General features: G+C 35.4%; 24 protein-coding genes. 8 read left to right on the forward strand and 16 right to left on the reverse strand.

What is annotated here, in order from left to right; translation table 11 throughout:
* Positions 1-28 precede the first annotated feature (28 nt).
* Both ACNH59_RS15240 and ACNH59_RS15245 read left to right on the forward strand, forming a co-directional pair.
* Positions 29-799: a carboxypeptidase-like regulatory domain-containing protein gene (locus ACNH59_RS15240; protein WP_418263372.1), complete on the forward strand. Its 771-nt coding sequence runs from the start codon at positions 29-31 to the stop codon at positions 797-799.
* Positions 800-897: 98 nt separating this feature from the next.
* The gene (locus ACNH59_RS15245; RefSeq protein ID WP_418263373.1) at positions 898-1,083 is read left to right on the forward strand and encodes a hypothetical protein; all 186 of its coding nucleotides are present in this window, start codon (positions 898-900) and stop codon (positions 1,081-1,083) included.
* Between the two features lie 3 nt (positions 1,084-1,086).
* On the opposite strand, the gene ACNH59_RS15250 is transcribed toward ACNH59_RS15245, so the two are convergent.
* On the reverse strand, positions 1,087-2,550 hold the full coding sequence (locus ACNH59_RS15250) for an aminoacyl-histidine dipeptidase (RefSeq protein ID WP_418263374.1): 1,464 nt from the start codon (positions 2,548-2,550) through the stop codon (positions 1,087-1,089).
* Positions 2,551-2,648: 98 nt separating this feature from the next.
* On the opposite strand from ACNH59_RS15250, the gene ACNH59_RS15255 reads away from it, so the two are divergent.
* On the forward strand, positions 2,649-3,716 hold the full coding sequence (locus ACNH59_RS15255) for a DUF3810 domain-containing protein (protein WP_418263375.1): 1,068 nt from the start codon (positions 2,649-2,651) through the stop codon (positions 3,714-3,716).
* Positions 3,717-3,783: 67 nt separating this feature from the next.
* Here ACNH59_RS15255 and ACNH59_RS15260 read toward each other — a convergent pair whose 3' ends face one another.
* The 3 genes from ACNH59_RS15260 to ACNH59_RS15270 form a co-directional block, all read right to left on the reverse strand.
* Complete coding sequence (locus tag ACNH59_RS15260; RefSeq protein ID WP_418263376.1) at positions 3,784-5,088, reverse strand: NAD(P)/FAD-dependent oxidoreductase; 1,305 nt, start codon at positions 5,086-5,088, stop codon at positions 3,784-3,786.
* Positions 5,089-5,203: 115 nt separating this feature from the next.
* Complete coding sequence (locus tag ACNH59_RS15265; protein WP_418263377.1) at positions 5,204-6,013, reverse strand: lysophospholipid acyltransferase family protein; 810 nt, start codon at positions 6,011-6,013, stop codon at positions 5,204-5,206.
* A 93-nt stretch (positions 6,014-6,106) separates the two neighbouring features.
* A complete protein-coding gene (locus tag ACNH59_RS15270) occupies positions 6,107-6,748 on the reverse strand; it encodes an NUDIX hydrolase (RefSeq protein WP_418263378.1) in 642 nt (213 codons plus the stop codon).
* Positions 6,749-6,841: 93 nt separating this feature from the next.
* On the opposite strand from ACNH59_RS15270, the gene ACNH59_RS15275 reads away from it, so the two are divergent.
* Positions 6,842-7,276: a DUF4268 domain-containing protein gene (locus tag ACNH59_RS15275; RefSeq protein ID WP_418263379.1), complete on the forward strand. Its 435-nt coding sequence runs from the start codon at positions 6,842-6,844 to the stop codon at positions 7,274-7,276.
* 153 nt (positions 7,277-7,429) lie between these two features.
* Here ACNH59_RS15275 and ACNH59_RS15280 read toward each other — a convergent pair whose 3' ends face one another.
* From ACNH59_RS15280 to ACNH59_RS15300, 5 genes are all read right to left on the reverse strand, one after another.
* Positions 7,430-7,849, reverse strand: a complete 420-nt coding sequence (locus tag ACNH59_RS15280; protein WP_418263380.1) for a hypothetical protein — start codon at positions 7,847-7,849, stop codon at positions 7,430-7,432.
* Positions 7,849-8,796: an NAD(P)H-dependent flavin oxidoreductase gene (locus ACNH59_RS15285; protein WP_418263381.1), complete on the reverse strand. Its 948-nt coding sequence runs from the start codon at positions 8,794-8,796 to the stop codon at positions 7,849-7,851. Before ACNH59_RS15285 ends, ACNH59_RS15280 begins: the two co-directional genes overlap by 1 nt.
* 12 nt (positions 8,797-8,808) lie before the next feature.
* Positions 8,809-10,428, reverse strand: coding sequence for a S8 family serine peptidase (locus ACNH59_RS15290; RefSeq protein ID WP_418263382.1), 1,620 nt, complete (start codon positions 10,426-10,428; stop codon positions 8,809-8,811).
* A 114-nt stretch (positions 10,429-10,542) separates the two neighbouring features.
* The gene (mnmA, locus tag ACNH59_RS15295; RefSeq protein WP_418263383.1) at positions 10,543-11,730 is read right to left on the reverse strand and encodes a tRNA 2-thiouridine(34) synthase MnmA; all 1,188 of its coding nucleotides are present in this window, start codon (positions 11,728-11,730) and stop codon (positions 10,543-10,545) included.
* Positions 11,731-11,937: 207 nt separating this feature from the next.
* A complete protein-coding gene (locus ACNH59_RS15300; protein ID WP_418263384.1) occupies positions 11,938-12,639 on the reverse strand; it encodes a toxin-antitoxin system YwqK family antitoxin in 702 nt (233 codons plus the stop codon).
* A 368-nt stretch (positions 12,640-13,007) separates the two neighbouring features.
* Between ACNH59_RS15300 and ACNH59_RS15305 the strand changes: the two genes are divergently transcribed.
* Positions 13,008-13,973 carry a fasciclin domain-containing protein gene (locus tag ACNH59_RS15305; RefSeq protein WP_418263385.1) on the forward strand — a complete coding sequence of 322 codons (966 nt, stop codon included), beginning with the start codon at positions 13,008-13,010 and terminating at the stop codon, positions 13,971-13,973.
* Positions 13,974-14,055: 82 nt separating this feature from the next.
* Here ACNH59_RS15305 and yidC read toward each other — a convergent pair whose 3' ends face one another.
* From yidC to guaA, 6 genes are all read right to left on the reverse strand, one after another.
* Entirely contained in the window at positions 14,056-15,951 is a 1,896-nt protein-coding gene (yidC, locus tag ACNH59_RS15310; RefSeq protein WP_418263386.1) for a membrane protein insertase YidC, read from the reverse strand.
* 70 nt (positions 15,952-16,021) lie between these two features.
* Positions 16,022-17,635, reverse strand: coding sequence for a CTP synthase (locus ACNH59_RS15315; protein ID WP_418263387.1), 1,614 nt, complete (start codon positions 17,633-17,635; stop codon positions 16,022-16,024).
* 153 nt (positions 17,636-17,788) lie between these two features.
* On the reverse strand, positions 17,789-18,022 hold the full coding sequence (locus ACNH59_RS15320) for a DUF3820 family protein (protein ID WP_418263388.1): 234 nt from the start codon (positions 18,020-18,022) through the stop codon (positions 17,789-17,791).
* A gap of 370 nt (positions 18,023-18,392) precedes the next feature.
* Entirely contained in the window at positions 18,393-18,794 is a 402-nt protein-coding gene (locus ACNH59_RS15325) for an OsmC family protein (protein ID WP_418263389.1), read from the reverse strand.
* Positions 18,794-20,752 (reverse strand): PBP1 and LysM peptidoglycan-binding domain-containing protein, encoded by a 1,959-nt coding sequence (locus ACNH59_RS15330; protein WP_418263390.1) that lies wholly within the window; start codon positions 20,750-20,752, stop codon positions 18,794-18,796. The genes ACNH59_RS15325 and ACNH59_RS15330 overlap by 1 nt, the downstream gene beginning before the upstream one ends.
* 104 nt (positions 20,753-20,856) lie before the next feature.
* Positions 20,857-22,386 (reverse strand): glutamine-hydrolyzing GMP synthase, encoded by a 1,530-nt coding sequence (gene guaA / locus ACNH59_RS15335; protein WP_418263391.1) that lies wholly within the window; start codon positions 22,384-22,386, stop codon positions 20,857-20,859.
* 328 nt (positions 22,387-22,714) lie between these two features.
* Between guaA and ACNH59_RS15340 the strand changes: the two genes are divergently transcribed.
* Complete coding sequence (locus tag ACNH59_RS15340) at positions 22,715-23,275, forward strand: hypothetical protein (RefSeq protein WP_418263392.1); 561 nt, start codon at positions 22,715-22,717, stop codon at positions 23,273-23,275.
* A 327-nt stretch (positions 23,276-23,602) separates the two neighbouring features.
* Here ACNH59_RS15340 and ACNH59_RS15345 read toward each other — a convergent pair whose 3' ends face one another.
* The gene (locus ACNH59_RS15345) at positions 23,603-24,313 is read right to left on the reverse strand and encodes a hypothetical protein (RefSeq protein WP_418263393.1); all 711 of its coding nucleotides are present in this window, start codon (positions 24,311-24,313) and stop codon (positions 23,603-23,605) included.
* Between the two features lie 383 nt (positions 24,314-24,696).
* Between ACNH59_RS15345 and ACNH59_RS15350 the strand changes: the two genes are divergently transcribed.
* Complete coding sequence (locus ACNH59_RS15350; protein ID WP_418263394.1) at positions 24,697-25,083, forward strand: RidA family protein; 387 nt, start codon at positions 24,697-24,699, stop codon at positions 25,081-25,083.
* A gap of 39 nt (positions 25,084-25,122) precedes the next feature.
* On the forward strand, positions 25,123-26,376 hold the full coding sequence (locus ACNH59_RS15355; protein WP_418263395.1) for a chloride channel protein: 1,254 nt from the start codon (positions 25,123-25,125) through the stop codon (positions 26,374-26,376).
* Positions 26,377-26,424 lie beyond the last annotated feature (48 nt).

Consider the following 26,424-nt stretch of genomic DNA (forward strand, 5'->3'; position numbering starts at 1 on the left):
TATTACTTTTAAAGTCTTAAAACAGTTTATGAAATATTTTGTAGTTTTCTTTTTTTTAACCCTATCCTTGGCCACCCAAGCTCAGGAGCTTCACATTTCCCAAAAAGTTACTGGTTATATCTATAACGACAATACCAAACTTCCCTTAAACGATGCCAACGTCATCAATATCAATAAAGTCAGAGGCGCCCAAACAGACAACAAAGGTTATTTTGAAATTGACGTACATCCAAATGACACCTTACACATATCGCTTTTAGGATTTCAGTCATTACGTGTAAAGGTAACCAATGACTGGTTAAAGAATAAAGTGGCTAAAATATTCTTGACTGAAAGAGCCATCGCACTTGAAGAAGTAGTCATCAAACCCTTTAATCTAACAGGTTATTTGGAAGTAGATTCTAAAACTATCCCGCTCAAGGAAAACCATCGCTACAGCATCTCTGGATTAACCAGCGGTTATGAAACAGGCGAATATGCACCCAACGCCTTCAATAAAATATTAGGTTCGATTTTTAATCCAGCCGACATGCTATACAACACCTTTAGCAATAAAGCCAAAGAATTCCGGAAGCTGAAAGACATGAAAAAGGACGATACTGTCCGTAATTTATTAGCTTCTAAATTTGATAGAGAAACTCTAGCTGTACTTTTAGGTATTGACAAAAAAGACATCCCAGACATTCTGCAACGTTGCAACTACTCCGAATCGTTTATACAAACAGCGAACGACCTTCAAATAATGGATGCCATTAGTGGTTGTTATGAAGAGTATAAAATCCTTAAAAAAGTTAAATAAAGAATATTACGCTATTTATTTTTAACAAAATGTATTTTCAATCAATACATTACCTACCTTCGCTAAGAACCATAGGTTCCTAACTAAATAAACAAACCATGGCAAAAAGTCAAGACGCTAAAAAAACGGCAAAAAAAGAACCGTTGAAAACAGCAAAAGAGAAGAAGGAAGAAAAAGAGAAAAAAAGAACAGTCCTAAAAGAGACTAGTAATAAGTGTTCGGTATTCAGGAAAAAGTGTTCAGCTACAAAAGTAACTGAACACTTTTTTTATACTGAACACTGAACACTATTTCAAAGGAATATTCCCCAAAACCTCCACCAAGAATTTCCAGAATTTCTGAGAAGACGTGATACTTGCTCTTTCATCTGGACTATGAGCTCCAAGGATGGTTGGACCAAAGGAAATCATGTCCATATCAGGATAATTGATTCCTAAGATTCCACATTCTAATCCAGCGTGACAAGCTGCAACCCTAGGCTTTTCATTGTTTTGTTTTTCATAAATAGGCAACAAAACCTTCAATATTTCCGACTCTGGATTAGGGGTCCAACCTGGATAAGCACCACCCATTTCCACCTCACAACCCATCAACTCAAAAGCTGATTGGATTCCAGTAGCCAAGTCCAATTTAGCCGTTTCTATCGAAGAACGTGTTAAGCACTTTACTTCCAGTTTACCCGCTCCTACTTCAACAATTGCAATATTATTAGAAGTTTCAACCAAATTATCAAAATCGGCACTCATTCTATACACCCCATTATGCGCTGCATACATTGAACGCACAAAATAATGTTGCGCCATGGATGGCATCACAGTTTTTGGTGTTTTCTTCATTTTTTCAAAAACCACTTCTAAGTTTGGCTCCGTGGTTTTCAACTCGTTTTTCACCTCATTCACAACCTGTTGCATGTCAAACACAAAAGCCTCGTCATAAACAGCAGCAATAATCACCTCCGCCACGCTCTCTCTCGGAATTGCATTGCGCAAGCTACCACCTTTTATAGTAGAAATCTGTAGCCCAAAATCATCAAAAGCGTCAAATAAAATACGGTTCATAATTTTGTTGGCATTCCCCAAACCACGGTGAATATCCATTCCTGAATGACCACCTTTTAAACCTTTAACTGTAATCGTATAGCCTACAGAACCTTCTGGAGTTGGTTCTTCGTCATATTCCGCTACTGCAGTAACATCGATTCCACCCGCACAACCAATTCCGATTTCATCATCTTCCTCAGTGTCTAAATTCAGTAAAATTTCGCCTTGCAAAACCCCAGCTTTTAACTCAAAAGCCCCTGTCATCCCTGTTTCTTCGTCAATGGTAAACAAAGCTTCAATGGCAGGATGTGCAATATCAGTACTTTCCAAAATTGCCATAATGGCCGCAACTCCAAGCCCATTATCAGCTCCAAGAGTTGTCCCTTTGGCACGTACCCAGTCCCCATCCACATACATATCGATTCCTTGGTTGTCAAAATCAAAAACCGTATCGTTATTCTTTTGGTGTACCATATCCAAATGCCCTTGTAAAACAACTGTCTTACGATTTTCCATTCCTGGCGTGGCGGGCTTACGGATAATCACATTTCTGATTTCATCCTCAAAAGTTTCTAAACCAAGTTTGTTTCCAAAATCTTTCATAAAAGCAATCACTCGATCTTCTTTTTTGGAAGGACGTGGCACCGCATTCAAATCAGCAAATTTATTCCACAAAGCCTGTGGTTCTAGGTTTCTTATTTCTTTACTCATATAAATTTTCTCTTTTTTATAGCAATGCCCAAAGTTACAAAGTTTGTTTTCGTTACCATTTTATTTGTCATTATATTTACTTAATAAAAAATAATGAAGTGAAACTAAAATCCATTCTTCCTATATTTCTATTGATACAAATTCTTTTACTGAAACTACTTTCTTTTTTCCCAGAATGGATAGAACGCTATTACAGTAATGGACTGTATAAAAACATTTCAAAAATCTCTCGAATTACTTTTGGTTACTTCCCGTTTTCAATAGGAGATTGTCTGTACGGAATATTGATCTTTTTCATACTTAAATGGTTTTGGAAACAAAGAAAAACTTGGAAATTGCATTGGAAAAATAATCTATTGACGGTTTTGAGTTTTCTATCTGTTTTTTATTTTGTATTCCACTTATTATGGGGTCTCAATTATTACCGAGAACCTTTGTTCGAAAAAATGAACATTCAACGTGAATATACGGATGCCGACTTACTGGCTTTTACCCAAAAACTCATTATAAAAACCAATGCCATTCAGCACCAAATCACCAAAAATGACAGTCTAAAAGTAGTTTTCCCTTATTCACATGATTCGGTTTTTCAAATGAATTTAAACGGTTATGAAAACCTTTCAAAACAACATTCTTTTTTCTCCTACAATTGCCTTAGCACCAAAAAATCCTTAATCAGTTTACCATTAACTTATATGGGATTTAGTGGATATTTGAATCCTTTCACTAATGAAGCCCAAGTCAATGATTTAATGCCTATGTATAATTTTCCGATTGTAACCGCACACGAAATGGCACACCAAATAGGCTATGCCAGTGAAAGTGAATGTAATTTTATAGGATTTCTAGCCACAATAAAAAACGAGAATCTTTATTTTCAGTATTCGGCCTATAGTTTTGCTTTGCGCTATTGTCTAGGAAACTGGCAAATGCGAGATGAAAAAACATCGAAAAATTTACTAAAAACCATCAATCCTGGAATTCTCAAAAACTATCAAGAAAGTGAAGATTTTTGGAATAAATATGAAAGTCCAATCGAAACAGCTTTCCATGCGTTTTACGATCAATTCTTAAAAATTAACCAGCAGAAAGAAGGAATGAACAGCTATAGTAAGTTCTTGAATTTGTTGATTAATTATTCTGATGAGGAGCCACTGAGCCTCTAAGAAACTAAGGCCCTATGTTTTATCATTATAAACTGAGACTGAATACTACAAAACTGAACGCGGAACACTATAGCTCATCACTCGTAAAAGTTACAAAACTTTTCTTTTTGAATGGTCGAATAATTAAACGGCTTTCACGGTCAAAACGAATGTAGTTGTACACCCAACTCAAGAAAACAACGGCCTTATTTTTGAATCCAATCAATGAAAAAAGGTGCACAAACATCCAGACAAACCAAGCAAAAACACCATCAAAATGAAACTTCGGCAAATCAACTACGGCTTTATTTCTTCCTATTGTTGCCATTGAACCTTTGTCATTGTATTCAAAAGCTTCCATTGATTTGTTAGCTATTAATCGAATAAGATTTTCTCCCAAAGCTTCTCCCTGTTGCAAAGCGGGTTGTGCCATCATGGGGTGCCCTTGCGGAAAATCCTCTGTTTCCATGCAGGCCACATCACCAATGGCAAATAGATTTTTGTAACCTTTGATTTGACTATATTCATTCACTCTAATTCGTGCTGCTTTTTCGATCAAAGAATCAGCTGGCAAACCCTGAACTAAAGCTCCTTGTACACCTGCGGTCCAAATGACTGTTGCCGTTTCAAAGCTCAAATCGGTATTCGTTGTGACGGTTCGTCCGTCATAGTTTTTAACACGTACGTTTTTCCAAATGGTAACGCCTAGACTTTCTAGAAATTTCTCTGCCGCATCTGATGATTTTTCACTCATGGTATTCAAAATCCGATCCCCACTTTGAATCAGATTGATTTGCATTTTGGTAATATCCAAATCGGGATAATCTTTTTGGAGGATGGCTTTTTTCATTTCCGCCAAAGCACCAGCCAATTCTACTCCTGTTGGCCCACCTCCTACCAATACAAAATTGATGAGACTATTTCTCTCCGCCGCATCACTTGTTAAAACAGCTTGTTCAAAATTTTCCAAAATCAAAGAACGAATATTCAATGCTTGTGGGATGTTTTTCATCGCCATACTATTGCGTTCGATTTCTTTGTTGCCAAAATAATTGGTTTTAGCGCCCGTTGCCATGACTAAATAATCATAAGTCAACTCCCCTATCTCGGTAATAATCTTTTGATTTTTGGTGTCGATTTCTTGAACATTGGTCAGTCTAAAATAAAAATTATCATATTCCTGAATCACTTTTCGTAAAGGATAGGCAATAGAACCATCTTCGAGTCCACCAGTGGCTACTTGGTACAACAACGGCTGAAAAGTATGATAGTTATTCTTATCAATAAGTACTACTTGTACTGCTTGTTTTTTTAGTTGTTTGGCCAAAGCGATTCCTGCAAAACCACCTCCAATGATAATTACACGAGCTAAAGTTGTATTTGGGATATTCATGAATAATTAGGTTAAGGATTAATCGGTTAAGAATTTAAGGGGATATAATTGTTTCAATCAACTAAACGATTAAGTAATTAACCAGTTAAACTTTTAAACAATAAACAAACTAGCACTAAACCTCCCATTCTCTCAACTTATTTAATCGTTCTTGTTCTTCAAGTTCTTCGACCGAAATCACATTCAAAAATGAAGGATGTTGTTCAATGGCATATTCTACTTTTTCGACTATTTCATCAATAGTTTCATTTTCATAATCAATATGAAGCGGCTCCTTAATGATAAATGACTGTAAAATACCTTTCTTCTTCACTCTTAGTCCTTTTTTATCAAAAGAACGTCTGAATCCATCAATAACTATTGGTACTACAATAGGTTTGTGCTCTTTGATGATATGTGCGGTTCCTTTTCGAACTGGCTTAAAAGACTTGGTTGTTCCTTGTGGAAAAGTAATGACCCAGCCATCTTTTAGTGCTATTTTGATATTCTCGGTATCACTAGGGTTAACTTCTTTTTTCTCTGTTACATCTACGCCTTTGGCACGCCAAGTACGTTCGACAGTAATGGCACCTGCATACGCCATTATTCTTGGCAATAATCCTGCTTTCATCGTTTCTTTGGCGGCAACATAATAGATATTGAGTTTGGGTTGCCAAAGGTAGCCTACATTCTTGATACTATCGGTACGACCACTTAAACTGGCATTAAACACATGAAACATGGCCACCACATCAGCAAAATAAGTTTGATGATTGGATATAAAAAGTACATTGGTATCGGGTAGATTTTTGATGATTTCTGATCCTTCAATTTGCAATTCATTGAACCCACGATAGCGTCTGTGAGTCAATGCTCCAAAAATTCGGATGAGCCATTTCTTTATAATCAGAATGTGTCCAAAAGGATTTCGTTTCAACAATCCCATAAGTAGTCGTTTGTTTTGTTTTTGGTTTACGAATGTAGTGATTTTTAATTTTAGTATTCTGTTCTCAATGTTGAGTGGTAATTTATCAATATATCAGCGAATCACCGATTTCAATACTTCTTTCAATTCGCTCAAAATCATGGCTGTGGCTCCCCACACCATTTGTCCTTCAATCTCAAAGGCGGGTACTTCGATTTCGTGGGCATAAGAAGTGGTCATTCGAACTTTTACAATAATTTCGTCACTCAAAAAAACCGAAAGTGGCAACTCAATCACTCGATCCACTTCTGATGGGTCGGGTACAAATTGAATTTCATTTTGGCTTATCCCTAAAAACGGATACACCAAAAAATTACTCGGCGGAATATAAATAGGTGAAAAATCCTTTTTGATTTCAACATAATCAGGAGGCACACCTACTTCTTCATGAGTTTCTCGCAAAGCCGTATGCGCAAAATCAACATCATCTAACTCAAATTTTCCACCAGGAAAGGCTATTTGCCCAGAGTGAACACCTTCATACAAATTACGAACTATCAATACTAAATGAGTCAAGCTGGCTTTAGGATACAATAACATCATGACTGCTGCTGTCTTGATTTCCTTTTTATCCAAATCAATATATTGCAACTGTTCCATACGCTCCATAGGTGCCATTTTTGCATGCGCAATACTAGCTGGCAAATCAGCTTTAATAATATGAGGAACAATTTCTAAAAAATAACGGAAATCCATAATCAAATCTTATTTTTGCAGTCCGTAGCAACTATAAATATAGTCTAGAAAACAACGGTTCGCAAATTTTCTACAATCAAAACACACAAATAGATGTACAGCAAAGAAGAGTCACAACGCATAAAAAGAGAATTTTGGGTGAATTTTGCCGAAAAATATCCTAGAAAATGGATTTTATACGATACCAAAATCAAAGATTTTTCTTTTAAATTTTTTGTAGACAATAAAAAAGCACAAGTACTGATTGATATTGAGCACCGTAGTGCAGAAAAACGTACTGCATACTTTGAAAAATTAGAAGCTTTAAAAAATATTCTCGAAGAGGAATTCATCAAAGATTTAGTTTTCGAAAAAGAATTCGTTTTAGAAAGCGGAAAAACTATCAGCCGTATTTGGGTTGAAAAATTAGGAGTAGGTTTCAGCAACCGCAATCATTGGGACACTATTTTTGATTTCTTTTTCGAAAAAATGAATGCTTTAGAGTTGTTTTATTTAGAATATGATGAGTTTATTAAGGATATAGAATAATTATTGCTACAAAGGGGTAATCAAAAGAAAACCAAGATTCAAGTAAAATATCACCTTAAAACGTATAAGAAATTGAAGTGAAAAAATAACTGCTAAGTAAAAAACACCTCAAAGCTTCTTGTTTTAGAATTATTTTCAAACTGTGATTTACGCTTAGGCATTAAAAATATTATAAAGTATAATTCTGTCACCAAAGTTGATGTACAGCTGTTTTCGATTGCCTTGTTTTTTTCTGGTGATTATAGAGAGGGTACAATCTTCACCGTCTATATTTTTGCATACAAAAGAATAAACAATATCATTTTCGTTTTCTTCGGTTGGAACATAATTCACAATATCATACACTTGAATAATCCGAGAATAAACAACAATTCGGTTTTTATTGGTGTCCAAATTAACCACCAAATTAACCAGTTCTAAATCGGACCATTGCCCCCACTTCCCTTTCTCGTTTTTTTCTAAAACACTCACACCTGAGGTGGTAAATTTATAAGACTGACTATACAATCCTTGTATACCAAAACTTAAAAACAACAATAGAAAACTTAACTTAATTGAGCTCTTTTTAATCATTATTGTATGGGGTTATTGTGTATTGCTATTCTTGTTTTTTCATATTCTTGAACCATTTCAGCTACAATCTCTGCCGCCGATTTTATCTCATGGATAATTCCCGCTACTTGGCCTATTTCAAGTTCTCCTTGCTCTAAATCACCTTCAAACATTCCTTTTTTGGCTCTAGCTCTTCCTAATAATGTTTTCAATTCCTCTTGCGAAGGACATTTTTTATACAATTCTTGCACATCTTGATAGAACTTATTTTTAATCAATCGCACAGGAGTAATTTCCTTCAAAGTCAATTGGGTACCTCCCTCTTTTACAGAAACAATTAAGCTTTTAAAATTATCATGTGCCGAGGACTCGTGCGAAGCTGCAAAGCGACTTCCCACCTGAACTCCATCGGCCCCCAATGCTATTGCGGCTAACATTCCTTGTCCAGTTGCAATTCCGCCCGCCGCTATTAACGGAATTTCAATTTGTTCTTTGACCATTGGAATTAACGTAAAGGTAGTACTTTCCTCCCTACCATTGTGTCCTCCTGCCTCAAAACCTTCAGCAACTACAGCGTCAACACCTGCTGCTTGCGCTTTTATAGCAAATAAGGCACTGCTTACAACATGCACCACGGTTATTCCATTTTCTTTTAATATTGGCGTCCAAGTTTTAGGATTACCAGCTGAAGTGAATACAATTTTCACTCCTTCCTCAATCACAATTTTTATGATTTCATCAATATTAGGATACAGTAACGGAATGTTCACTCCAAAGGATTTTGAAGTCGCTTTTTTGCATTTTTGAATGTGTTCTCGTAAAACTTCGGGATACATAGAACCAGCTCCAATTAGCCCTAAACCACCGGCATTACTCACTGCGCTAGCCAGTTTGTAACCACTTACCCAAACCATACCTGCCTGAATTATTGGATATTGAATATTAAAGAGTTGGGTAATTTTATTCATCAAAAAAATTATTTATAGTTTAATAATTTTTCCGGTTTTGGTTGCCCTGTTACATTCTAATTTATAAATATAAGTGCCGCTAGATAGTGATTCTAAAGAGATCGGCGCATCCGAAACTACATTTTTTTGATCTAACACCTTATTGCCTGTAGCTGAATAAAAAACAACATTTACTCCTTGCACAGATTGAGGAAAAGTAACCTTAACGAGACTGGCGGTAGGATTAGGATGCAAATGAATTGCGCTCATGACATCTTCCTCAAATTCTGGAAATTGTAATCCTAATGCCAGACTAAAATTAGGGATTCCGTAACCATACTGGGGGCTAGGAGTACTGAATTTATCGGCCGAATTTATGATCATTTCCTTAATTTCTTGATTGGATTTGCTAGGAAAAGCTTGCCATAAACAAGCTACCATTCCTGCCATAATTGGTCCTGAAAAAGAAGTACCGCTGGCAGCGATGATATTTCCATTTTCATCAGACAAAACAGTTGATTGTCCCTGTGCCATTACCTCGGGTTTGACCCTGCCGTCAAAAGAAGGCCCTATCGAACTAAAACCTGCCTTTGTCCCTGAAGCGGTCACTGCTCCTACAGCAAGCACTGAAAAAGCATCTGCTGGAGAACCGATATGGGGTTCAGCTTCGGTTCCGTCATTTCCTGCGGAAGCGACAACAATCATTCCTCTTGAAAAAGCAATATTAGCTCCTTTAGAAATAAATGTTGCGTCACCCGTCATGTCTTCGTAAGTATGATTGTATCTTGGATTGGTGTGATCTCCTAAATACCCTAAAGAAGTATTGATGATATCCACACCCAAACTATCTGCTTTTTCTGCCGCTTCTACCCAATATGACTGTTCAACGGGATTTTCTACAGCTGTATCTTCGGTAATGAACAAATAGTAAGAAGCATCTGGAGCTGTACCTATAAGAGCATTTTCTTTATACCCCCCCATACTGGACAACACATAAGTTCCGTGGTTATTACCTGAATAAAAATTAGTACTGCGCTGAACAAAATCATAACCCCCTAAAATTTTATTATTTTCTCTTAAGCGTTGAAATGGTTGTGCCGTGTTGACCCCTGGAAAACCTGCGTCCATAACAGCAATAATTAAACCTGAACCTGTATAGTTTTGTTGGTGCAAAACTTGACCATTAAGCAATTTAATTTGGTTTTCAGAAGTTCCATATGCAAAATTAACACGACTACTATTTATTTTGGATTCTACTTTTGATTTGGACACAGTCACAGTCTTAGCAGTCGTATTCAGTGATTTATCAGCAAAATCCACTTTACTTACAAATGGTAATGCTTTTAATAAATTGATATCAGAAACCGTTCCTCTGACATGTAAAGCATTCAACCATTTGGATTTTGCCAATACCCTTATGCCTGTATTTTCTTTCACCTGCGTGATATAAGAAGGGTTCATTGGAATGTCTTTAAAATCCAAGGCTATATTTTGTTTGATACGCCTGTCCAAAGCCCTTTGAGAAAGCATATTCAAAGGTGTGGCATAATAAGCCTGTTCGTTTGCTTTGGCATTAAAATATACCCAAGCATCCTCCTGAGACCAAGCGGTCAAGGAAACGAATAGGACTAATAATAAGACTGTTTTTTTCAATGTTTACCAAAAATAAAAGCGCAGGTTCAAATATAATAAATAAACACTAATTCTATATTATTTTGTTTATTTACTACAATGACAATCAGACTTCTTTTATGTAAAAAAGCAAACCTAAGAAATTACACCAGAACCTAGTAACTCGTCTTGGTGGTGCCAAGCCACAAATTGACCTTCAGTTATAGCAGATTGAGGTTCTTCAAAACTAACATACATCCCTTCCTCTACTTGATGTAAGGTCGCTTTTTGTAAAGGTTGACGGTAACGAATGCGTGCCATAACTTCCATAGTTTCACCGTTTTTTAAAGCTAAATCTTCACGTATCCAGTGTACTTCAGAATTCTCAATGAACAATGCGCTTCTAAACAAACCCGGATGATGTGCTCCCATTCCTGTATATATGGTATTGGTTTCCACATCGGTAGCAATGACAAACAAAGCTTCCTTAGTTCCGCCAACATTCAAACCTTTACGTTGTCCTACAGTAAAATAATGGGCTCCTTGATGCTTGCCTACTATTTTTCCCATTGTGGGCGTATATTGTATTTTTTTAGAAGATTGAATCATCAGCTCAAATTCAGACAATCCATCGTTTTCTTGAAGGGTATAGATAGGATCTGCAGCGTCAATCTGGACAATCACACCATCTTTAGGCTGTAACTTTTGTTGTAAAAACTCAGGCAAACGCACTTTACCAATAAAACAAAGTCCTTGTGAGTCTTTCTTTTCGGCAGTTACTAACTCCATTTCAGCAGCGATTTCCCGAACTTCTGGCTTGGTTAATTCTCCAATAGGAAATAAAGCCTTGGCTAGTTGTTCCTGTGATAATTGGCATAAAAAATAAGATTGATCTTTGTTGTTGTCTACCCCTGCCATTAATTGATAGACTGTTTTTCCATCGACTTCAATTTCAGCTTTTCGGCAGTAATGTCCTGTTGCAACATAATCCGCCCCCAGACTTAAAGCAATTTTCATAAAAACATCAAACTTAATTTCGCGATTACATAGAACATCAGGATTTGGAGTACGTCCTTTTTCGTATTCGTTGAACATATAGTCGACGATTTTTTCTTTGTATTCTTCGCTTAAATCCACGGTTTGGAATGGAATCCCAAGCTTTTCAGCCACTAATAAAGCGTCGTTACTATCTTCCAACCAAGGACAGTCATTAGAAATAGTAACCGAATCGTCATGCCAGTTTTTCATGAATAGTCCAATCACCTCATAACCTTGCTGCTGCAACAAATATGCTGCTACACTAGAATCAACTCCTCCTGATAGACCTACAACGACACGTTTCATAATTCTTTGTATTTTTTATGAGCGTGCAAAGGTACAAAGTTTTGAACGGTTATTTTGTTTAACTGTTGTTAATTTAAAAGCAATATCCACAAAGTCTCTGTAAACGCAAACAACACCTTATAGCTTTTGATTTCAGCTGGATACAAAATTAAAACGGTAAATTCAACAGCAAAATACCACCAATCGAATTAGTGAAATTTAATCTAATTACTTCACTTTAACAGCTTTTGAACTTTGTGGCAAACTCATATTGATTTCTTTAGACATTTTACCGTTTTCAAAAAATTTCCAAACACCCACTTTCTTACCATTGGAGTAGTTCCCTTGGGATACCATTTGACCATCGGCTTCTTTGTAAATAGCTGGGCCATGAAATTCATTAGCCTTGTAGATTGCTTCTTCTAAAGTAATCCCGTTTTCTGAATACTTTTTGTATTTACCTTCTTTGATACCATTCACATAATTAGTTTCTTCAGCTAATTTTCCATTGGAATAATATACGGAACGCAATCCGTCCAACTTACCGTCTTTGTAATTTTCCTTTGTCATTACTATTGGTGAAGCTTGATGGTAGTATTTCCATTCCCCTTCAAATTGTTTATTCACGACCTTACCTTCACTAACTTTGTTTTTTGCCTGGTCGTAAAAAACAGTATAAGCACTTCCGTCATTAGCATTGAATTCCCTTGTCGCAATTACAGAACCTGCTTTGGTATCATCAAAAAACTTGAACGTCCCTACCTCTTTTCCATGGGCAAAAGTACCTTCGTATTTCAGTCGTTTAGATTCTTCATGGTAGCCTTTCCAAAGACCGTCTTTTTTCCCATTGGCATCAACTTGGTTAAAATGATTTTGCGCTACTACTAAATGACTCGATAGGACTAAAAAAATAAAACAATAAAATCTCATACAATGCAACTTAATTTATTAGCTCTGCTCCTGTGCAAAATTACTTCTTTTATCTCAGAACCTATTTTATACTAAAAAGTTTTATTTAAAAAATGACTCAAATACAGGAACAGATATAATTATATATAAAACACACAATGAATCTTACTTTTAATAATTCATCAGTGATTGTTTATCAGTAAACACAGCTCACATTAGTAAAAAAACACAACAAACCTTATAAACACAAGAGAACCAGAGACTTGATACTTAAAAAAATCCGTTAAACAAAATATAAACAAACCTTAAACTTTAATTTTGTTTATTGTTTTTAAGAAATAGTTAAACAAAATTTTGTACCTTAGGAGAAACAAATAAAAACAATAATCATGAAAAATTTACTTAAAACCAGATTTCTAGCTATGATTGCGATTATAGCTTTTACTACTGTTTCGTGTACTGACGACAGCAATGACCCAACTCCCACAGACAATACAATAACAGGTATTGCTGCAAGAACTGCTGATTTTAGCATTCTAGTACAAGCTTTAACCAAGGCTGAATTAGCCACAACCTTACAAGGGTCTACAGAGTACACCGTATTTGCACCAACTAATGCCGCATTTACAGCATTTTTAGCTACTACAACCTATAATTCAATTAATGAAGTCCCAAAAGAAGTTCTGACTCAAATTTTATTAAATCACGTTCTTACAGGAACAAAAAAATCGACCGATTTAAGTACAGGCTATGTTAAAACTTTAGCCAAAGGAAGTGCTTCTACCACCAACACATTAAGCATGTTCGTCAATACAGCTGATAACAAAGTAAAGCTTAATGGAGTCGCAACGGTTACAACTGCAAATGTAATAGCAACCAATGGTGTTATCCATGTTGTTGATAAAGTAATTGGCTTACCAACCATTGTAACACACGCTGATGCTAATCCAAACTTTTCAACCCTAGCCACAATCGTAAAAAGTTCTGCTCAAACTGCAGTAGCAACCGCTCTTACCACTAACACAACCCCTCTTACTGTCTTTGCTCCTACTAACGCAGCTTTTACAGCAGCCTTAGGAGCAGGAGGCTTTGCAAATGGAGCTACAGATGCACAAGTAACGAAAGTATTGCAATACCACGTAACTGCAGCTGGAAATGTACTAGCCGCTTCTCTTACTAATGGACAAATAGTACCAATGATCACTAGTCCAGTACAAAACATTACTATTGATTTAACTGCAGGAGCTAAAATCACAGACAAATCTGCCACAAAAGCGAACATTATTGTAACTGACGTACAATGTTCTAATGGAGTAATTCATGCGGTAGATAAAGTATTACAACCCACACTATAATTTCCAAAACACCAAAATACCAATATCCTAAAACAAAAAAAGCTTCCTCAGTAGGAAGCTTTTTTAATTTATATAGTAATAATTATTTCTTTTTTTGTTGAGCTTTCATAGCCTCTTGTTGTTCCATTACTTCTTGCAATTTTTGCTGGAACTTACTTGGTTTTTTGGGCTCTTTTTTCTTATTTTCTTGAATTTGCGCATGAATTTTATCTTCATCCACAATGTAATTTTTAATTACCAATAACAATCCAATAGAGATTACATTTGAAATAAAGTAGTACAAACTCAATCCTGAAGCGTAACTATTAAAGAAAAACAACATCATTAGTGGCGATACGTAAATCATGATTTTCATCATCTTTGCCATATCTGGCATTCCTTCTTGTTGTGGCGCTGCCATTTGTTGGTCTCCAGTTGTTAATTTCATATAGAAGAAAATTGCAATTGAAGCCAAAATTGGAAACAAACTAATATGACTTCCATAAGCTGGAATGCGGAAAGGCAGTTCATAAATTGAATCAAATGAAGACAAATCATCTGCCCACAAGAACGGTTTTTGTCTTAACCCAATAGCAGAGGGGAAGAATTGAAACAAGGCATAAAACACAGGCATCTGCAATAAACCTGGTATACAACCCGCCATAGGATTTACCCCTGCTTTGTTGTATAATTTCATGGTTTCCTGTTGCTTTTTCATTGGGTCTTTTTTGAACTTCTCACCCAATTCTGTAATCTCTGGTTTTAACACTTTCATTTTTGCTTGAGACAAAAATGATTTATAGGTCACTGGAGACATTAACAATTTAATCAAAATAGTAAAGATGATAATTGCCCAACCGTGCTCTATAAAAGAACTCAATAAACCATATAATGGAATGAAAGCATGACGGTTGATCCAACCGAAAATCCCCCATCCTAAAGGAACAATTGCTTCTAGATTCTTATCATAAGATTGCAACAATTTATAATCTGTTGGTCCAAAATACCAGTTCATTTTTTGATCAATTTCACCATTTTTAAAGGCTAAAGGCAGTTGCGCTTTAAATTGTTTGGTGAAAGTAGTATCAACATCTTGATCGTTTACTAAGTTATTTGAATAAAGTTCAGCTTTAGCAAAAGGCTCGTTACTCAACAAAATAGATGAGAAAAAATGTTGTTTGTATGCGATATAAGACACTTTTTCAGGAGAATCTGTTTTGTCAGAACCTTGACCTAAATAATCTGTCTTATCATCTTCATACTCAAAATACATTTCAGCATAACGATTCTCATAATTGATACTTTTTTCGTTAGCATAGGTTTTTAAATCCCATTGTAATTCTAACGGTTTTGACGTTACCAAAGCATTTCCTAATCCTTGAGTTTGAATTTCAAAATCAAGCATATAATCGTCTGCTTTCAACACATACTTATATTCTAAATATGCATTTTCAGCCGATTTAAGACGCATCAACAAAATTTGGTCTTCACCATTTTTCGTTAATGTAGGTTCGAAAAACAAATCTTTAGTGTTTAACGTATGATTGTCTTTGGTAAACAATTGAATGTTTAAACTTGAATTGTTGTCGTTTATCAACTTCACTAATTCGCCAGAACCCTTTTTGAATCTTTCAAAATTCTTCAAAGTAGCTTCAGCAATATACCCACCTTTATTAGCGATTTTAAGACTTACCAATTCATTCTCGATAGTTGTAAAATCTTCTTTTGCAGAAGGCAAAGTTGCAGAATAAGCAAAGCTTCCTAATGACTTTTGCAATGTCGCTAACTGTAATGAATCTCCAGGAGTAGCAGCAGCAGTTGTGAGAGTTTTAGCTACTTCTTCCGCTTTAATTGTTTCTTTGGCAACCAATTCTTTTTGCGCTTTTTCAGCAGCAATTTGCGCTTCATCTGGCTTGTTTTGGTACATTATCCAAATTAATATTCCAAATATCAATATAAAACCGATTAACGAATTGGGATCAAATTTTTTTTCTTCCATTATAATTTATAAAAAATGTTTAAAATGTAAAAATTTCCGTCTCTTGGGATAGAAACGGAAATCTGGGTAATTATTTCTTTTTAGATTGTACTGCTGCTGCAACGAAGTTTACAAAAAGAGGATGTGGATTTACCACCGTACTCTTGTATTCTGGATGGTATTGCACTCCTATAAAGAACGGATGATCTTCAATCTCTACAATTTCAACTAATCCCGTATCTGGATTAACTCCTGAAGCTTTTAAACCTCCATTTTGCAAAACATCAAGATATTCATTATTAAATTCATAACGGTGACGGTGACGCTCAGAAATCACTGTATCTCCGTAGATTTTGTATGCTAAACTGTTTGGTTTAATTTCACATTTCCATGCTCCCAAACGCATTGTCCCACCTTTATCAGTAACATTCTTTTGACTTTCCATCAAGTTCACCACTGGATCAGGAGTATCACTATTCATTTCTGTCGAATTGGCTTCTGCTAATCCTAATACATTCCTTGAATACTCAATCACAGACATTTGCATTCCTAAACAGATTCCAAAAAATGGCAGTTTATTCTCACGAGCATAACGTACTGCAGCGATTTTTCCTTCGATTCCTCTTTCTCCAAAACCAGGAGCTACAAGAATACCATCTAAATCCTTAAATTTTTCTGCAACTGATTCATCATCAATATATTCTGAATGAATTGAAATTACATTTACTTTCGTTTCGTTGGCCGCACCAGAGTGGATAAAAGCCTCCAAAATAGACTTATAACAGTCTTGCATTTCAACATATTTCCCAATCAAACCAATGTTGACTGTATGTTTTGGAGATTTAATTCTTTTCAAGAAAGTATTCCATGATTTCAAGTCTGGAGCAGCTTTTTTAGGTAAATCTAATTTCTTCAAAGCCACTATATCCAATCCTTCTTCAAGCATTAAATTTGGAACTTCATATATTGTAGAAGCATCAATAGATTGAATTACCGCTTCTCTTTTTACATTACAAAACAAAGCTAGTTTATTACGAATTTCATTCGAAATTTCATGCTCCGTTCTACATACTAAGATATCTGCTTTGATACCGCTTTCCATCAATGCTTTTACAGAGTGTTGTGTCGGTTTTGTTTTCAACTCTCCCGCAGCGGCCAAATAAGGTACTAAAGTCAAATGAATAACAATAGCATTATTTTCTCCCATATCCCAAACCAATTGACGTACTGATTCAATATATGGCAAAGATTCAATATCACCAACAGTTCCACCAATTTCAGTAATAACAATATCATAATCACCTGACTTACCAAGCAATTGCATTCTATCTTTAATTTCATTGGTGATATGAGGAACAACCTGAACGGTTTTTCCAAGGAATTCTCCTCTTCTTTCTTTTTCAATTACCGAAAGATAGATTCTTCCTGTAGTAACGTTATTCGCTTGAGAAGTAGGAACATTCAAGAAGCGCTCGTAGTGCCCTAAATCTAAATCAGTTTCAGCACCATCATCAGTCACATAACATTCCCCGTGTTCGTATGGGTTTAGTGTCCCTGGATCCACGTTCAAATAAGGGTCAAACTTTTGAATTGTTGTACGATATCCTCTGGCTTGTAACAATTTTGCTAATGATGCTGCAATAATTCCTTTTCCTAATGAAGAAGTCACACCACCTGTAACAAAAATATATTTCGTTTGATTCATGCTGTATTGATTTGTATTGAATTGTATAAAAAACGATGCAAAAATACGATTATAAATTGGGATTATACTAATTTAAAAAAGAGATAATTTGTAAATTTGACAATTGCAGAACAGATTGTTTTTTACATTAAAAACCGCTGTTTATTTAACTAATTATCTAGCTTTTGGGTATCTTTTTTTAATATTTCGTATCAATTCCTCTAGACCGTTCAATTTTAATTCATAAATCAATTGTAACTGTAGCCCTAATTCTCCTTTTGGAAATCCTTTGTTGTGGTACCATACCACATAATACTCTGGTAAATCAATCAAATAACGCCCTTCGTATTTGCCAAATGGCATCTTGGTATGCGCTAATTTGATGAGTTGTTCTTGATTTTTATCCATTTTCTTAGTTTCGCAGAGATTCTCAAAGTAAAAAGCAGAGATACGCTATTTTTTTTTTATTTCTGATTCTATTAATATCTAAAAAGGGAATCTAGTTTTTTTTTTGAAACACAAAGATTCATAGACTTTTCTATGTACTTATTTTAGGCATTTTACTTGCAGAAGAGTACAATTATACCAAGTTTTTACACCAGCATGCGAAGATAACGCTATATGAATTCAATTTATTAAACTATCAATCTCTTCTTTCCTATAGCGCTATGTGTTTATTTTTTTTCTTAAAATAGAAAGACTTATATCAACCTTTCAAATAGATTATGAGATTTAATTTTGATTACTTTTTATTTCACCAATCTGTGTTCTAAAAAAATCACTTCCAATTAAAACTAATCTTCTTCTCAATATCGGGATGCAAAGTCAAAAAAACAGGGCAAGTCATCGCTGCTCTTTCTAATATCGTTTTTGTTTTTTCATCAACTGCAACATTCATTTCAAAGTCAATTTCGATAGCCGCAATCATCCTTGGCTCTGCTTTCATAATTTTATTCACAGAAGCTGTAGAATTAGCCAGATCTACTTGAAGGTCCCTTGCTTTGATTCCCATAATGGTAAACATACAACTTGCCAAAGCATTAGCTACTGTATCGGTTGGAGAAAAAGCTTCTCCTTTTCCATTGTTATCTAATGGTGCATCTGAAATGATTTCAGTACCCGATTGTAAATGAATAGACGAGGTTCTTAAATCCCCTATATAGGTCACTTTTGAGGTCATTATTTTGCTTCTTTAATGGTTAAATCCGAATCGTAATACAAGACAAAAACTCCTTTATTAGTATAGCCTCCATCTGGTTTTCGGTAATATTCAAACTGATTATCGATTTGTTTGGTCGCTACCGAATTGACAGTTTCTTCAAATTTAACATCCTGAACCAATCGCATCATAGTATCAAACATAACATCAAATCCACGTGTAGCATAAGTTCCAGGGTAAATATTGTTGATTTTTTTATAGTTTTTATCAAATACCATAGCCTCAGGACTTACATTTTCACGCGTTACTGAAGGATACATTAATTTTAATTTTACCAAATTATCAAACTTGATTTCCTCAAAATCCAAAGTATCATTGGGTTCTAAAATAACTAATTGCACTTGGTAATCCTTCATAACACCTACCATCATAGCAATAGTTGTTTTTATCATCCAAGTATTTGCCGTTTCCATCACCACATAATTCATTCTTCCTCGAACCAATAAACTTTTAAAACTTTCAACCGATACCGCTCCTCTGTCTGTAAAAGCAACAAAAGGGACTCCTTTTTGGTTTTCTTTAATATAATTAATAATAGAAATTTTCTTTTTATCTACTACCGCCATAATATTTCCGCCTTTGGAACGCATATAATCAAACATAGTGTTTTTCACCACGTCCGTTGACGGAATGGTTTGATACAAGTTGCGAAAAGGATTCCCAACATCTTTTGACAAAGGTGATATAACCGGCGTATTGGTTTCCGCTAATAATTTTGCCGCCACCTCAGCATTACTTTGATAAAAAGGGCCAATAATTGCGTTAGCTGTTTCCAATTGATTTTTTTGAATAATAGAAATAACATTGGAACCATTTTTATTCTCTTGAGAATCGTAAATCTCAATATCAATAGGCAATCCTAATGTTTTTGCAGAATCAATAGCCATCAATGCCCCCGAATAAAAATCCAAGGTCATATTCAAAAATTTATCTTTCTTCAAACGCTCCACAGTAGAATTTAAAGTATCTCCTTCAACATGAGGAATATTAAATGGCAATAACAACACCAATCTTTTTCTTCTTCCCTCTGCAATAATTTTAGACAAAGAACCAAATTCCTTTTTCTCTTGAAAATTAGCTATTGTATTTGCAGGAGTACGCAATACCATTCCTATTGCAACCCCATTTTTCAAGTCAGGATTAAGTGCAATTAATTCTTCTTGACTCAAATCAAACTTTTTAGACAAGCTGTACAAAGTCTCTTGAGGCTTAACTTCATAATTAGTATATTGTTGTAAAGGCCTTGTAACTGCTGAAGCTATAATACTATTAACTTTGGTAACCCCCACGGTTTCCAAAGGCTCTACTTCTTTTGGTCGACTTCCTTTGATTAATAACTGATAACCAATTGTTAAATTAGGAATAATCTCAGGGTTTCTTTTTTCTAGCTCTTCAACCGTTAAACCATATTGTTTTGCAATGGAATACTTAGTTTCTTTAGGTAAAACAACATGATATAATGGTTTTTCAGATACCACTGACACCTCAGATTTCACAATAGTCTTCACTACATTTTTGCTTGGAATAACCAGAATTTGCCCTATTTGAACACCATCAGTTTCTAAAAATGGATTGGCTTTTTTTAACTCCTCTTCCGTAATATCGTATTTTTTACAGATACCATACATCGTTTCTTTTGGTAGTACTTCGTGCGAGTTCACAGGCTTGGAAACTTTAGCAGGTTCCATTTTGGCTTTGTAGCCCGCTTTATTAGGGATTAATAAAACCATATTAACCTTTAAACCTCTTTGCGCATCTGGATTGAGTTGGTAAATATCATAAGGTGTGACTTGGTATTTTTGTGCAATTTGAACAATAGTTTCATCTGCAGTTACTCTATGCGTAATGGCCTTTTCTTGAGCAAAACTAGATTGCTCCACTAAAAAAAAGCTAAGGATACAGGCGAAAAAGTATTTCATTATATATTTTTAAAAAATTATGATTTCAAAGATAAGAAAACGGTACCAAATTTTATTCCAAAAATCTGATACCGTTTTATATTATTCCAACAAATTCATGTTGTTTATTCCCATTCAATAGTTGCTGGCGGCTTAGAACTGATATCATACACCACTCTATTTACCCCTTTTACTTTGTTGATAATATCGTTAGACACTTTCATCAAAAATTCATAAGGCAAATGTACCCAGTCAGCCGTCATTCCGTCTGTAGATTCTACTGCACGTAAGGCTACTACTTTTTCATAAGTACGCTCATCACCCATAACCCCTACACTGTTCACAGGAAGTAAAATCGCTCCTGCTTGCCAAACTTTATCATACAATCCCCAAGATTTCAATCCGTCGATAAAAACCTTATCTACATCTTGTAAGATTTGAACTTTTTCTGCTGTAATATCACCTAAAATACGGATTGACAAACCTGGCCCTGGAAAAGGATGTCTCCCTAATAATTCTGGATCAATTCCTAAAGTAGCTCCTACTCTACGTACCTCATCTTTGAAAAGCATGCGCAAAGGCTCTACAATTTTCAACTTCATATAATCAGGCAAACCACCCACATTGTGGTGTGATTTAATCGTAGCTGATGGCCCTTTTACAGAAACTGATTCGATTACATCAGGATAAATAGTTCCTTGAGCTAACCAAGTTACATCTTCAATTTTATGTGATTCATCATCAAAAACCTCAATAAAGGCATTTCCGATGGCTTTTCTTTTTAATTCTGGGTCTGTAACTCCTGCTAAAGCATCATAAAAACGTTGTGAAGCATCCACTCCTTTTACGTTCAAGCCCATACCTTCGTACTGATCCAATACACTTTGGAATTCATTTTTACGAAGCAAGCCGTTATTTACAAAAATACAGTATAGATTTTTCCCAATTGCCTTGTTCAATAAAACGGCTGCTACTGTTGAATCCACACCACCTGAAAGACCTAAAACAACTTTGTCGTTTCCGATTTTTTCTTTCATTTCAGCTACAATCTCTTCAACGAAAGCGTTTGGTGTAAAGTTTTGAGGTACTTCGGCAATTTTCACCAAGAAGTTCTCTAACATTTTTGTACCCTCAGTCGAGTGAAAAACCTCTGGGTGGTACTGAATAGCATAAGTTGTTTCACCTTCAATTTTGTAAGCAGCAAACTCCACATCATGCGTACTTGCTAATTTCACACCATTGGTTGGTAATGACTTAATACTATCACTATGACTCATCCAAACTTGACTGTTTGGCGAAATCCCTTCAAAGAAAACTTCGCCTTCCTTAATATACGACAAGTTCGCTCTACCATATTCTCTGGTGTTTGATGCAGCAACTTCGCCTCCTGAAAAGTGTGACAAATATTGTGCTCCGTAACACACGGCAAGCATAGGCAATTTACCGCGTATTTGCGACAAATCTGGATGTGGCGCATCTTCTCCACGAACAGAGAAAGGGCTACCTCCTAGAATTACTGCTTTATAACTTGACAAATCATCTGGAAAATGATTGTATGGAAAAATTTCGCAGAATATATTTAATTCGCGAACTCTACGCGCAATCAGCTGAGTGTATTGCGATCCGAAATCTAAAATAAGTACGTTGTGTTGCATGGGCGCAAAATTACTTTTTAAATTTGGATTGTAAAAATGGAATTTTATTTTTTTTTCATTGTTACATAACAGCTAATTTCAACCTAATAAAAGGCATGATTTGGGCGCGCCACCACTATAAAAAGGGGCTAAAAGTAGTTTGTACTTACACAGCCCCTTTCTATAGTGCTGTCAGGCTTTCGGCGCTACTTCGGTAGCTCGCCTCTATCCTTCACGCAAGATTTTGCTAAATTTGACGATTGAAAAAAGAAAGAAATAACTTGAAATTATGTTTTGACCATTGAATAAAGATGATTATTCTTGCATAAAAAAACTACCTCTTTTAAAAATGAAAAAAATCATCCAACTAATAGTAACAACACTATTCTTTAGTCAAATAAATGCACAAGTAATAAAAGAAAAAAAACTTTCAGTTTCTATTGGATATGGATTGACCTTCCCTTATTACGACGATATCGATATTGCAAATTCAGGCTTCTTCGCACAAGGTGAGTACGTTTTAAAATTCTCAAACTGGATCTCCTTGAGACCATACGCAGGAGTATTATTTACCAAATCAAATGGAAAAGATATAAAAGACAACCCCACAGTTTACGAATCGACCGCAAATGCATTGTTGATAGGAGGAAAAGGTAGATTGACTTTCCCCATACCTTATGTTGCACCTTATCTAGAATCGGGTTTAGGTGCATCAATCGGGAATTTTAAAACAATTACTCCTAAAGGAGATAGTAGCAAAAGTGGAATGATCCGCCACATCCCATTTACTCTTGGCCTAGCAGTTGGTCGTAAACATAATGTCGACATCGCATTTACTTATTACTACCAACCAACTGTCAACCAAATCGCGGGAGCGATAGCATTTGGCTACACTATTCCTCTAGATTAAATACATCTCATACTTTTTGGTTTCTAGCAATTTCAAAAATGCCACTAAATCAATAGGACTTATTTGTAGAGATCTGAAACCCTTACAGAATAAAAAACAATTTGGATTTGGTTTACGCATCGCTGTCATTAGGAGGAACGAAGCAATCACAAAAAGAAAAACACAGAATCAAAACACAAATTGAGACATAGCAACCATTATTGCTTCGTGCCTCGCAATGAACTTGGCGAGTTTGTTTGTACAACAACCCTTACATGTTCTTATATCGTTAAAAAAAACTTAGCAAAACTCTGTGTATTAGTTTGATAATCTCTGCGAAACAAAATCTTACTCCTTCACGATAATAAACTTTCCTTTCACCCCTGTATCCCAGTTTTCCCAAAAGTCGGAGCGAACTAAAATTCCTTTATCATCATAGATTTGAAATTCGGCCGTGTTTCCACCAAGAGCACCACGATTTAATGCTTCCAATTCAAAAATATTGATACCCTCTTTAAAATATATTCTAAAAACTTGGTATTCATTTTGCAAAAGCAAGCGAGAACGAACGTCTTGAGAATTCAAGGTAGCTTTAATTAAATCACCATCGATTTGACCAAAATCACGGCATTTGATCTCAAAATATTCAGATTTTGTACGAATATCACCAAAGTTGACGTCAATTTTCACAAGGTATCTAGAATCTTCTTTCAATCCTTCTCTAACCAAGGTTTTATCGAGATTTTTGGACATTTTTTGCATGACAACTGCTCCTGGATCGTCAAAATCTTTCTTTTTTACCACCATCGAAAAAGGTTCTGGTTCAATTCCGTTTGAATAGGTAGGATCCTCAGTTATAGGCTCTACCTTTTTAGGATCCACTTTGGGAATAACGGCAAATGGATCCTTATTATCCACTTTTGGAGGGGCTTTATCTGCCTTTACCGGAGGAACTGTCACTTTGGGCGGAATAACTTTAAAACTTTTATTCAACTCAAACTGTGAATAACCTCTGGCGGTTATCCCCAACATAAAAATAATAAAAAGAAGCTGTCTCATAACTTTAATTAATGACCCAATCCGTTATTTTTTTTTCAAAAATAGAAACTCCCAACATATAAATACTGTATCGGACTTTACTTTAACTTTACTTTATAAACCTTATTTTATTTGAAACAGATAGAATCATAGTTTTTCTTTGGCGTTGGTTTAGGCGTTTTACTCGCAAAGAAAATATAGACTTCTCCTTACGGAAACCAATTTCAATATTTTTTATTTCTTTAATTTCTCAAATCTGTGTTCCAAAAAACCATCGGATGTATTGTGATTTTATTAAACGAAATCGTCGGTTTTTTATTTGACATTTTTTTATAAATTGCAAAAAATATACCAAAGTACATTTTAAAACATAACAGTTTAATAATCAAGTTAAAAAAAATCAAATGAAAAGAGAAAACATACTTACTGGTTCACCTTGGGAAGATAAAATGGGATATTGTCGTGCGGTACGCATTGGAAACATCATTGAAGTTTCGGGTACTGTGGCAATCATTGATGGTGATAAAGTAAAAGCGGATGATGCTCATGCGCAAACACTTAACATCTTAGAAAGAGTTGAAAAAGTATTGGAAGATCTAAATGTAAGTATGAAAGATGTTATTCGTACGCGTATTTTCACAACTGACGTAAGTACTTTTGAAGCGGTGGCAACAGCTCACGCAACTTTTTTCAAAGACATCAAACCTACAACTGGTTTTTACGGAATCAACCAATTAGTAGCTCCTGAATATTTAGTTGAAATTGAATTAACTGCAGTTGTTTCTGAATAAACTAATTACAGACTTGCATTCCTACTTTAAAACAAATTAATGTTAGAAAAAGTCAACAATACACTGCCTATCTTGCTCAAATGGTTTTTCATTTGTGTTTTGATAGGCTTTTTTTCTGGTTCAGCCTCAGCATTTTTCCTAGTTTCTTTAGAATGGGTAACCCAAATTAGAGTGCAAAATTCATGGATTATTTGGCTACTACCCATTGGTGGATTAGGCATTGGACTAGGCTATCATTATTATGGCACAACAGTTGTCAAAGGCAATAACCTCTTACTAGAAGAATACGACCAACCTCAAAGAGTGATTCCGCTCAAAATGGCTCCATTTGTCCTTTTAGGGACTTTAATCACCCATCTTTTTGGAGGTTCTGCTGGTCGAGAGGGTACAGCGGTTCAAATGGGAGGTGCCATTGCCGACCAATTCAAAGTAATTTTCAACCTTGACAATTATGAAAGAAGGACCTTAATTATCATGGGAATTAGTGCCGGTTTTGCTTCTATCTTTGGAACACCGATGGCTGGAGCTATTTTTGCCATTGAAGTATTGTACTGCAGTAAAATTAATTTCAAGAGCGTTATACTTTCCTTTGTTGTAGCGTTTATAGCTCATTTCACAGTTGAATTTTGGGCAGTAAAACATACACATTATAATATTCCCGAAGTGCCCGTTTGGAACGGAAGTATCCTACTGTGGTGCTTATTAGCCAGCGTTCTTTTCGGATTAGCAGCAATGACTTTCTCTAGAACGACACATTTTTGGGGACGCTTGTTTTCAAAGAACATTTCCTACCCTCCACTTCGTCCAGTTATTGGCGGAGCTATTTTGGCATTAGCCATATATTTTTTAGAGGTTCAAAAATTTGTTGGTCTAGGAGTACCTGTAATCGTAGATGCCTTTACAAACCCAAGTGAAAATTATGACTTCTTATTAAAAATATTATTTACAGGCTTTACTTTAGGCTGTGGATTTAAAGGAGGAGAAGTAACGCCTTTGTTCTTTGTAGGTGCAACTTTAGGGAGTGCTATGTCATTATTTATTCCGCTTCCTATAGCTTTGTTAGCAGGAATGGGATTTGTCGCCGTGTTTTCAGGTGCCACACATACGCCTATTGCCTGTACCGCTATGGGAATTGAGCTTTTTGGTTTAGAAAGCGCGTTCTACATCGCACTGGCTTGTGGAATTGCTTACTTGGCTTCAGGGTCTGTCGGCATTTATAGTTCTCAAAACTCAAAAGGCACCAAATACCATTTGTATCAACGTTTTAAAAGAAAAAATCTTAAAGATTTCTAACTTTTAAAATCATGTTAATTTTAAAATCCCCCTCGGTTTTACATTAAA

This window comes from Flavobacterium faecale, assembly GCF_048320115.1.
In the GTDB taxonomy this organism is placed as follows: Bacteria; Bacteroidota; Bacteroidia; order Flavobacteriales; family Flavobacteriaceae; genus Flavobacterium; species Flavobacterium faecale_A.

What these genes read in the sequence shown, in the direction of transcription:
- ACNH59_RS15355 (WP_418263395.1), top strand. Translation starts at nt 25,123, where the DNA reads ATGTTAGAAAAAGTCAACAATACACTGCCTATCTTGCTCAAATGGTTT.
- ACNH59_RS15275 (WP_418263379.1), top strand. Translation starts at nt 6,842, where the DNA reads ATGTACAGCAAAGAAGAGTCACAACGCATAAAAAGAGAATTTTGGGTG.
- yidC (WP_418263386.1), bottom strand. Translation starts at nt 15,951, where the DNA reads ATGGAAGAAAAAAAATTTGATCCCAATTCGTTAATCGGTTTTATATTG.
- guaA (WP_418263391.1), bottom strand. Translation starts at nt 22,386, where the DNA reads ATGCAACACAACGTACTTATTTTAGATTTCGGATCGCAATACACTCAG.
- ACNH59_RS15340 (WP_418263392.1), top strand. Translation starts at nt 22,715, where the DNA reads ATGAAAAAAATCATCCAACTAATAGTAACAACACTATTCTTTAGTCAA.
- ACNH59_RS15320 (WP_418263388.1), bottom strand. Translation starts at nt 18,022, where the DNA reads ATGGATAAAAATCAAGAACAACTCATCAAATTAGCGCATACCAAGATG.
- ACNH59_RS15330 (WP_418263390.1), bottom strand. Translation starts at nt 20,752, where the DNA reads ATGAAATACTTTTTCGCCTGTATCCTTAGCTTTTTTTTAGTGGAGCAA.
- ACNH59_RS15305 (WP_418263385.1), top strand. Translation starts at nt 13,008, where the DNA reads ATGAAAAATTTACTTAAAACCAGATTTCTAGCTATGATTGCGATTATA.
- mnmA (WP_418263383.1), bottom strand. Translation starts at nt 11,730, where the DNA reads ATGAAACGTGTCGTTGTAGGTCTATCAGGAGGAGTTGATTCTAGTGTA.
- ACNH59_RS15285 (WP_418263381.1), bottom strand. Translation starts at nt 8,796, where the DNA reads ATGAATAAAATTACCCAACTCTTTAATATTCAATATCCAATAATTCAG.
- ACNH59_RS15270 (WP_418263378.1), bottom strand. Translation starts at nt 6,748, where the DNA reads ATGGATTTCCGTTATTTTTTAGAAATTGTTCCTCATATTATTAAAGCT.
- ACNH59_RS15350 (WP_418263394.1), top strand. Translation starts at nt 24,697, where the DNA reads ATGAAAAGAGAAAACATACTTACTGGTTCACCTTGGGAAGATAAAATG.
- ACNH59_RS15345 (WP_418263393.1), bottom strand. Translation starts at nt 24,313, where the DNA reads ATGAGACAGCTTCTTTTTATTATTTTTATGTTGGGGATAACCGCCAGA.
- ACNH59_RS15260 (WP_418263376.1), bottom strand. Translation starts at nt 5,088, where the DNA reads ATGAATATCCCAAATACAACTTTAGCTCGTGTAATTATCATTGGAGGT.
- ACNH59_RS15245 (WP_418263373.1), top strand. Translation starts at nt 898, where the DNA reads ATGGCAAAAAGTCAAGACGCTAAAAAAACGGCAAAAAAAGAACCGTTG.
- ACNH59_RS15300 (WP_418263384.1), bottom strand. Translation starts at nt 12,639, where the DNA reads ATGAGATTTTATTGTTTTATTTTTTTAGTCCTATCGAGTCATTTAGTA.
- ACNH59_RS15315 (WP_418263387.1), bottom strand. Translation starts at nt 17,635, where the DNA reads ATGAATCAAACGAAATATATTTTTGTTACAGGTGGTGTGACTTCTTCA.
- ACNH59_RS15280 (WP_418263380.1), bottom strand. Translation starts at nt 7,849, where the DNA reads ATGATTAAAAAGAGCTCAATTAAGTTAAGTTTTCTATTGTTGTTTTTA.
- ACNH59_RS15240 (WP_418263372.1), top strand. Translation starts at nt 29, where the DNA reads ATGAAATATTTTGTAGTTTTCTTTTTTTTAACCCTATCCTTGGCCACC.
- ACNH59_RS15265 (WP_418263377.1), bottom strand. Translation starts at nt 6,013, where the DNA reads ATGGGATTGTTGAAACGAAATCCTTTTGGACACATTCTGATTATAAAG.
- ACNH59_RS15250 (WP_418263374.1), bottom strand. Translation starts at nt 2,550, where the DNA reads ATGAGTAAAGAAATAAGAAACCTAGAACCACAGGCTTTGTGGAATAAA.
- ACNH59_RS15325 (WP_418263389.1), bottom strand. Translation starts at nt 18,794, where the DNA reads ATGACCTCAAAAGTGACCTATATAGGGGATTTAAGAACCTCGTCTATT.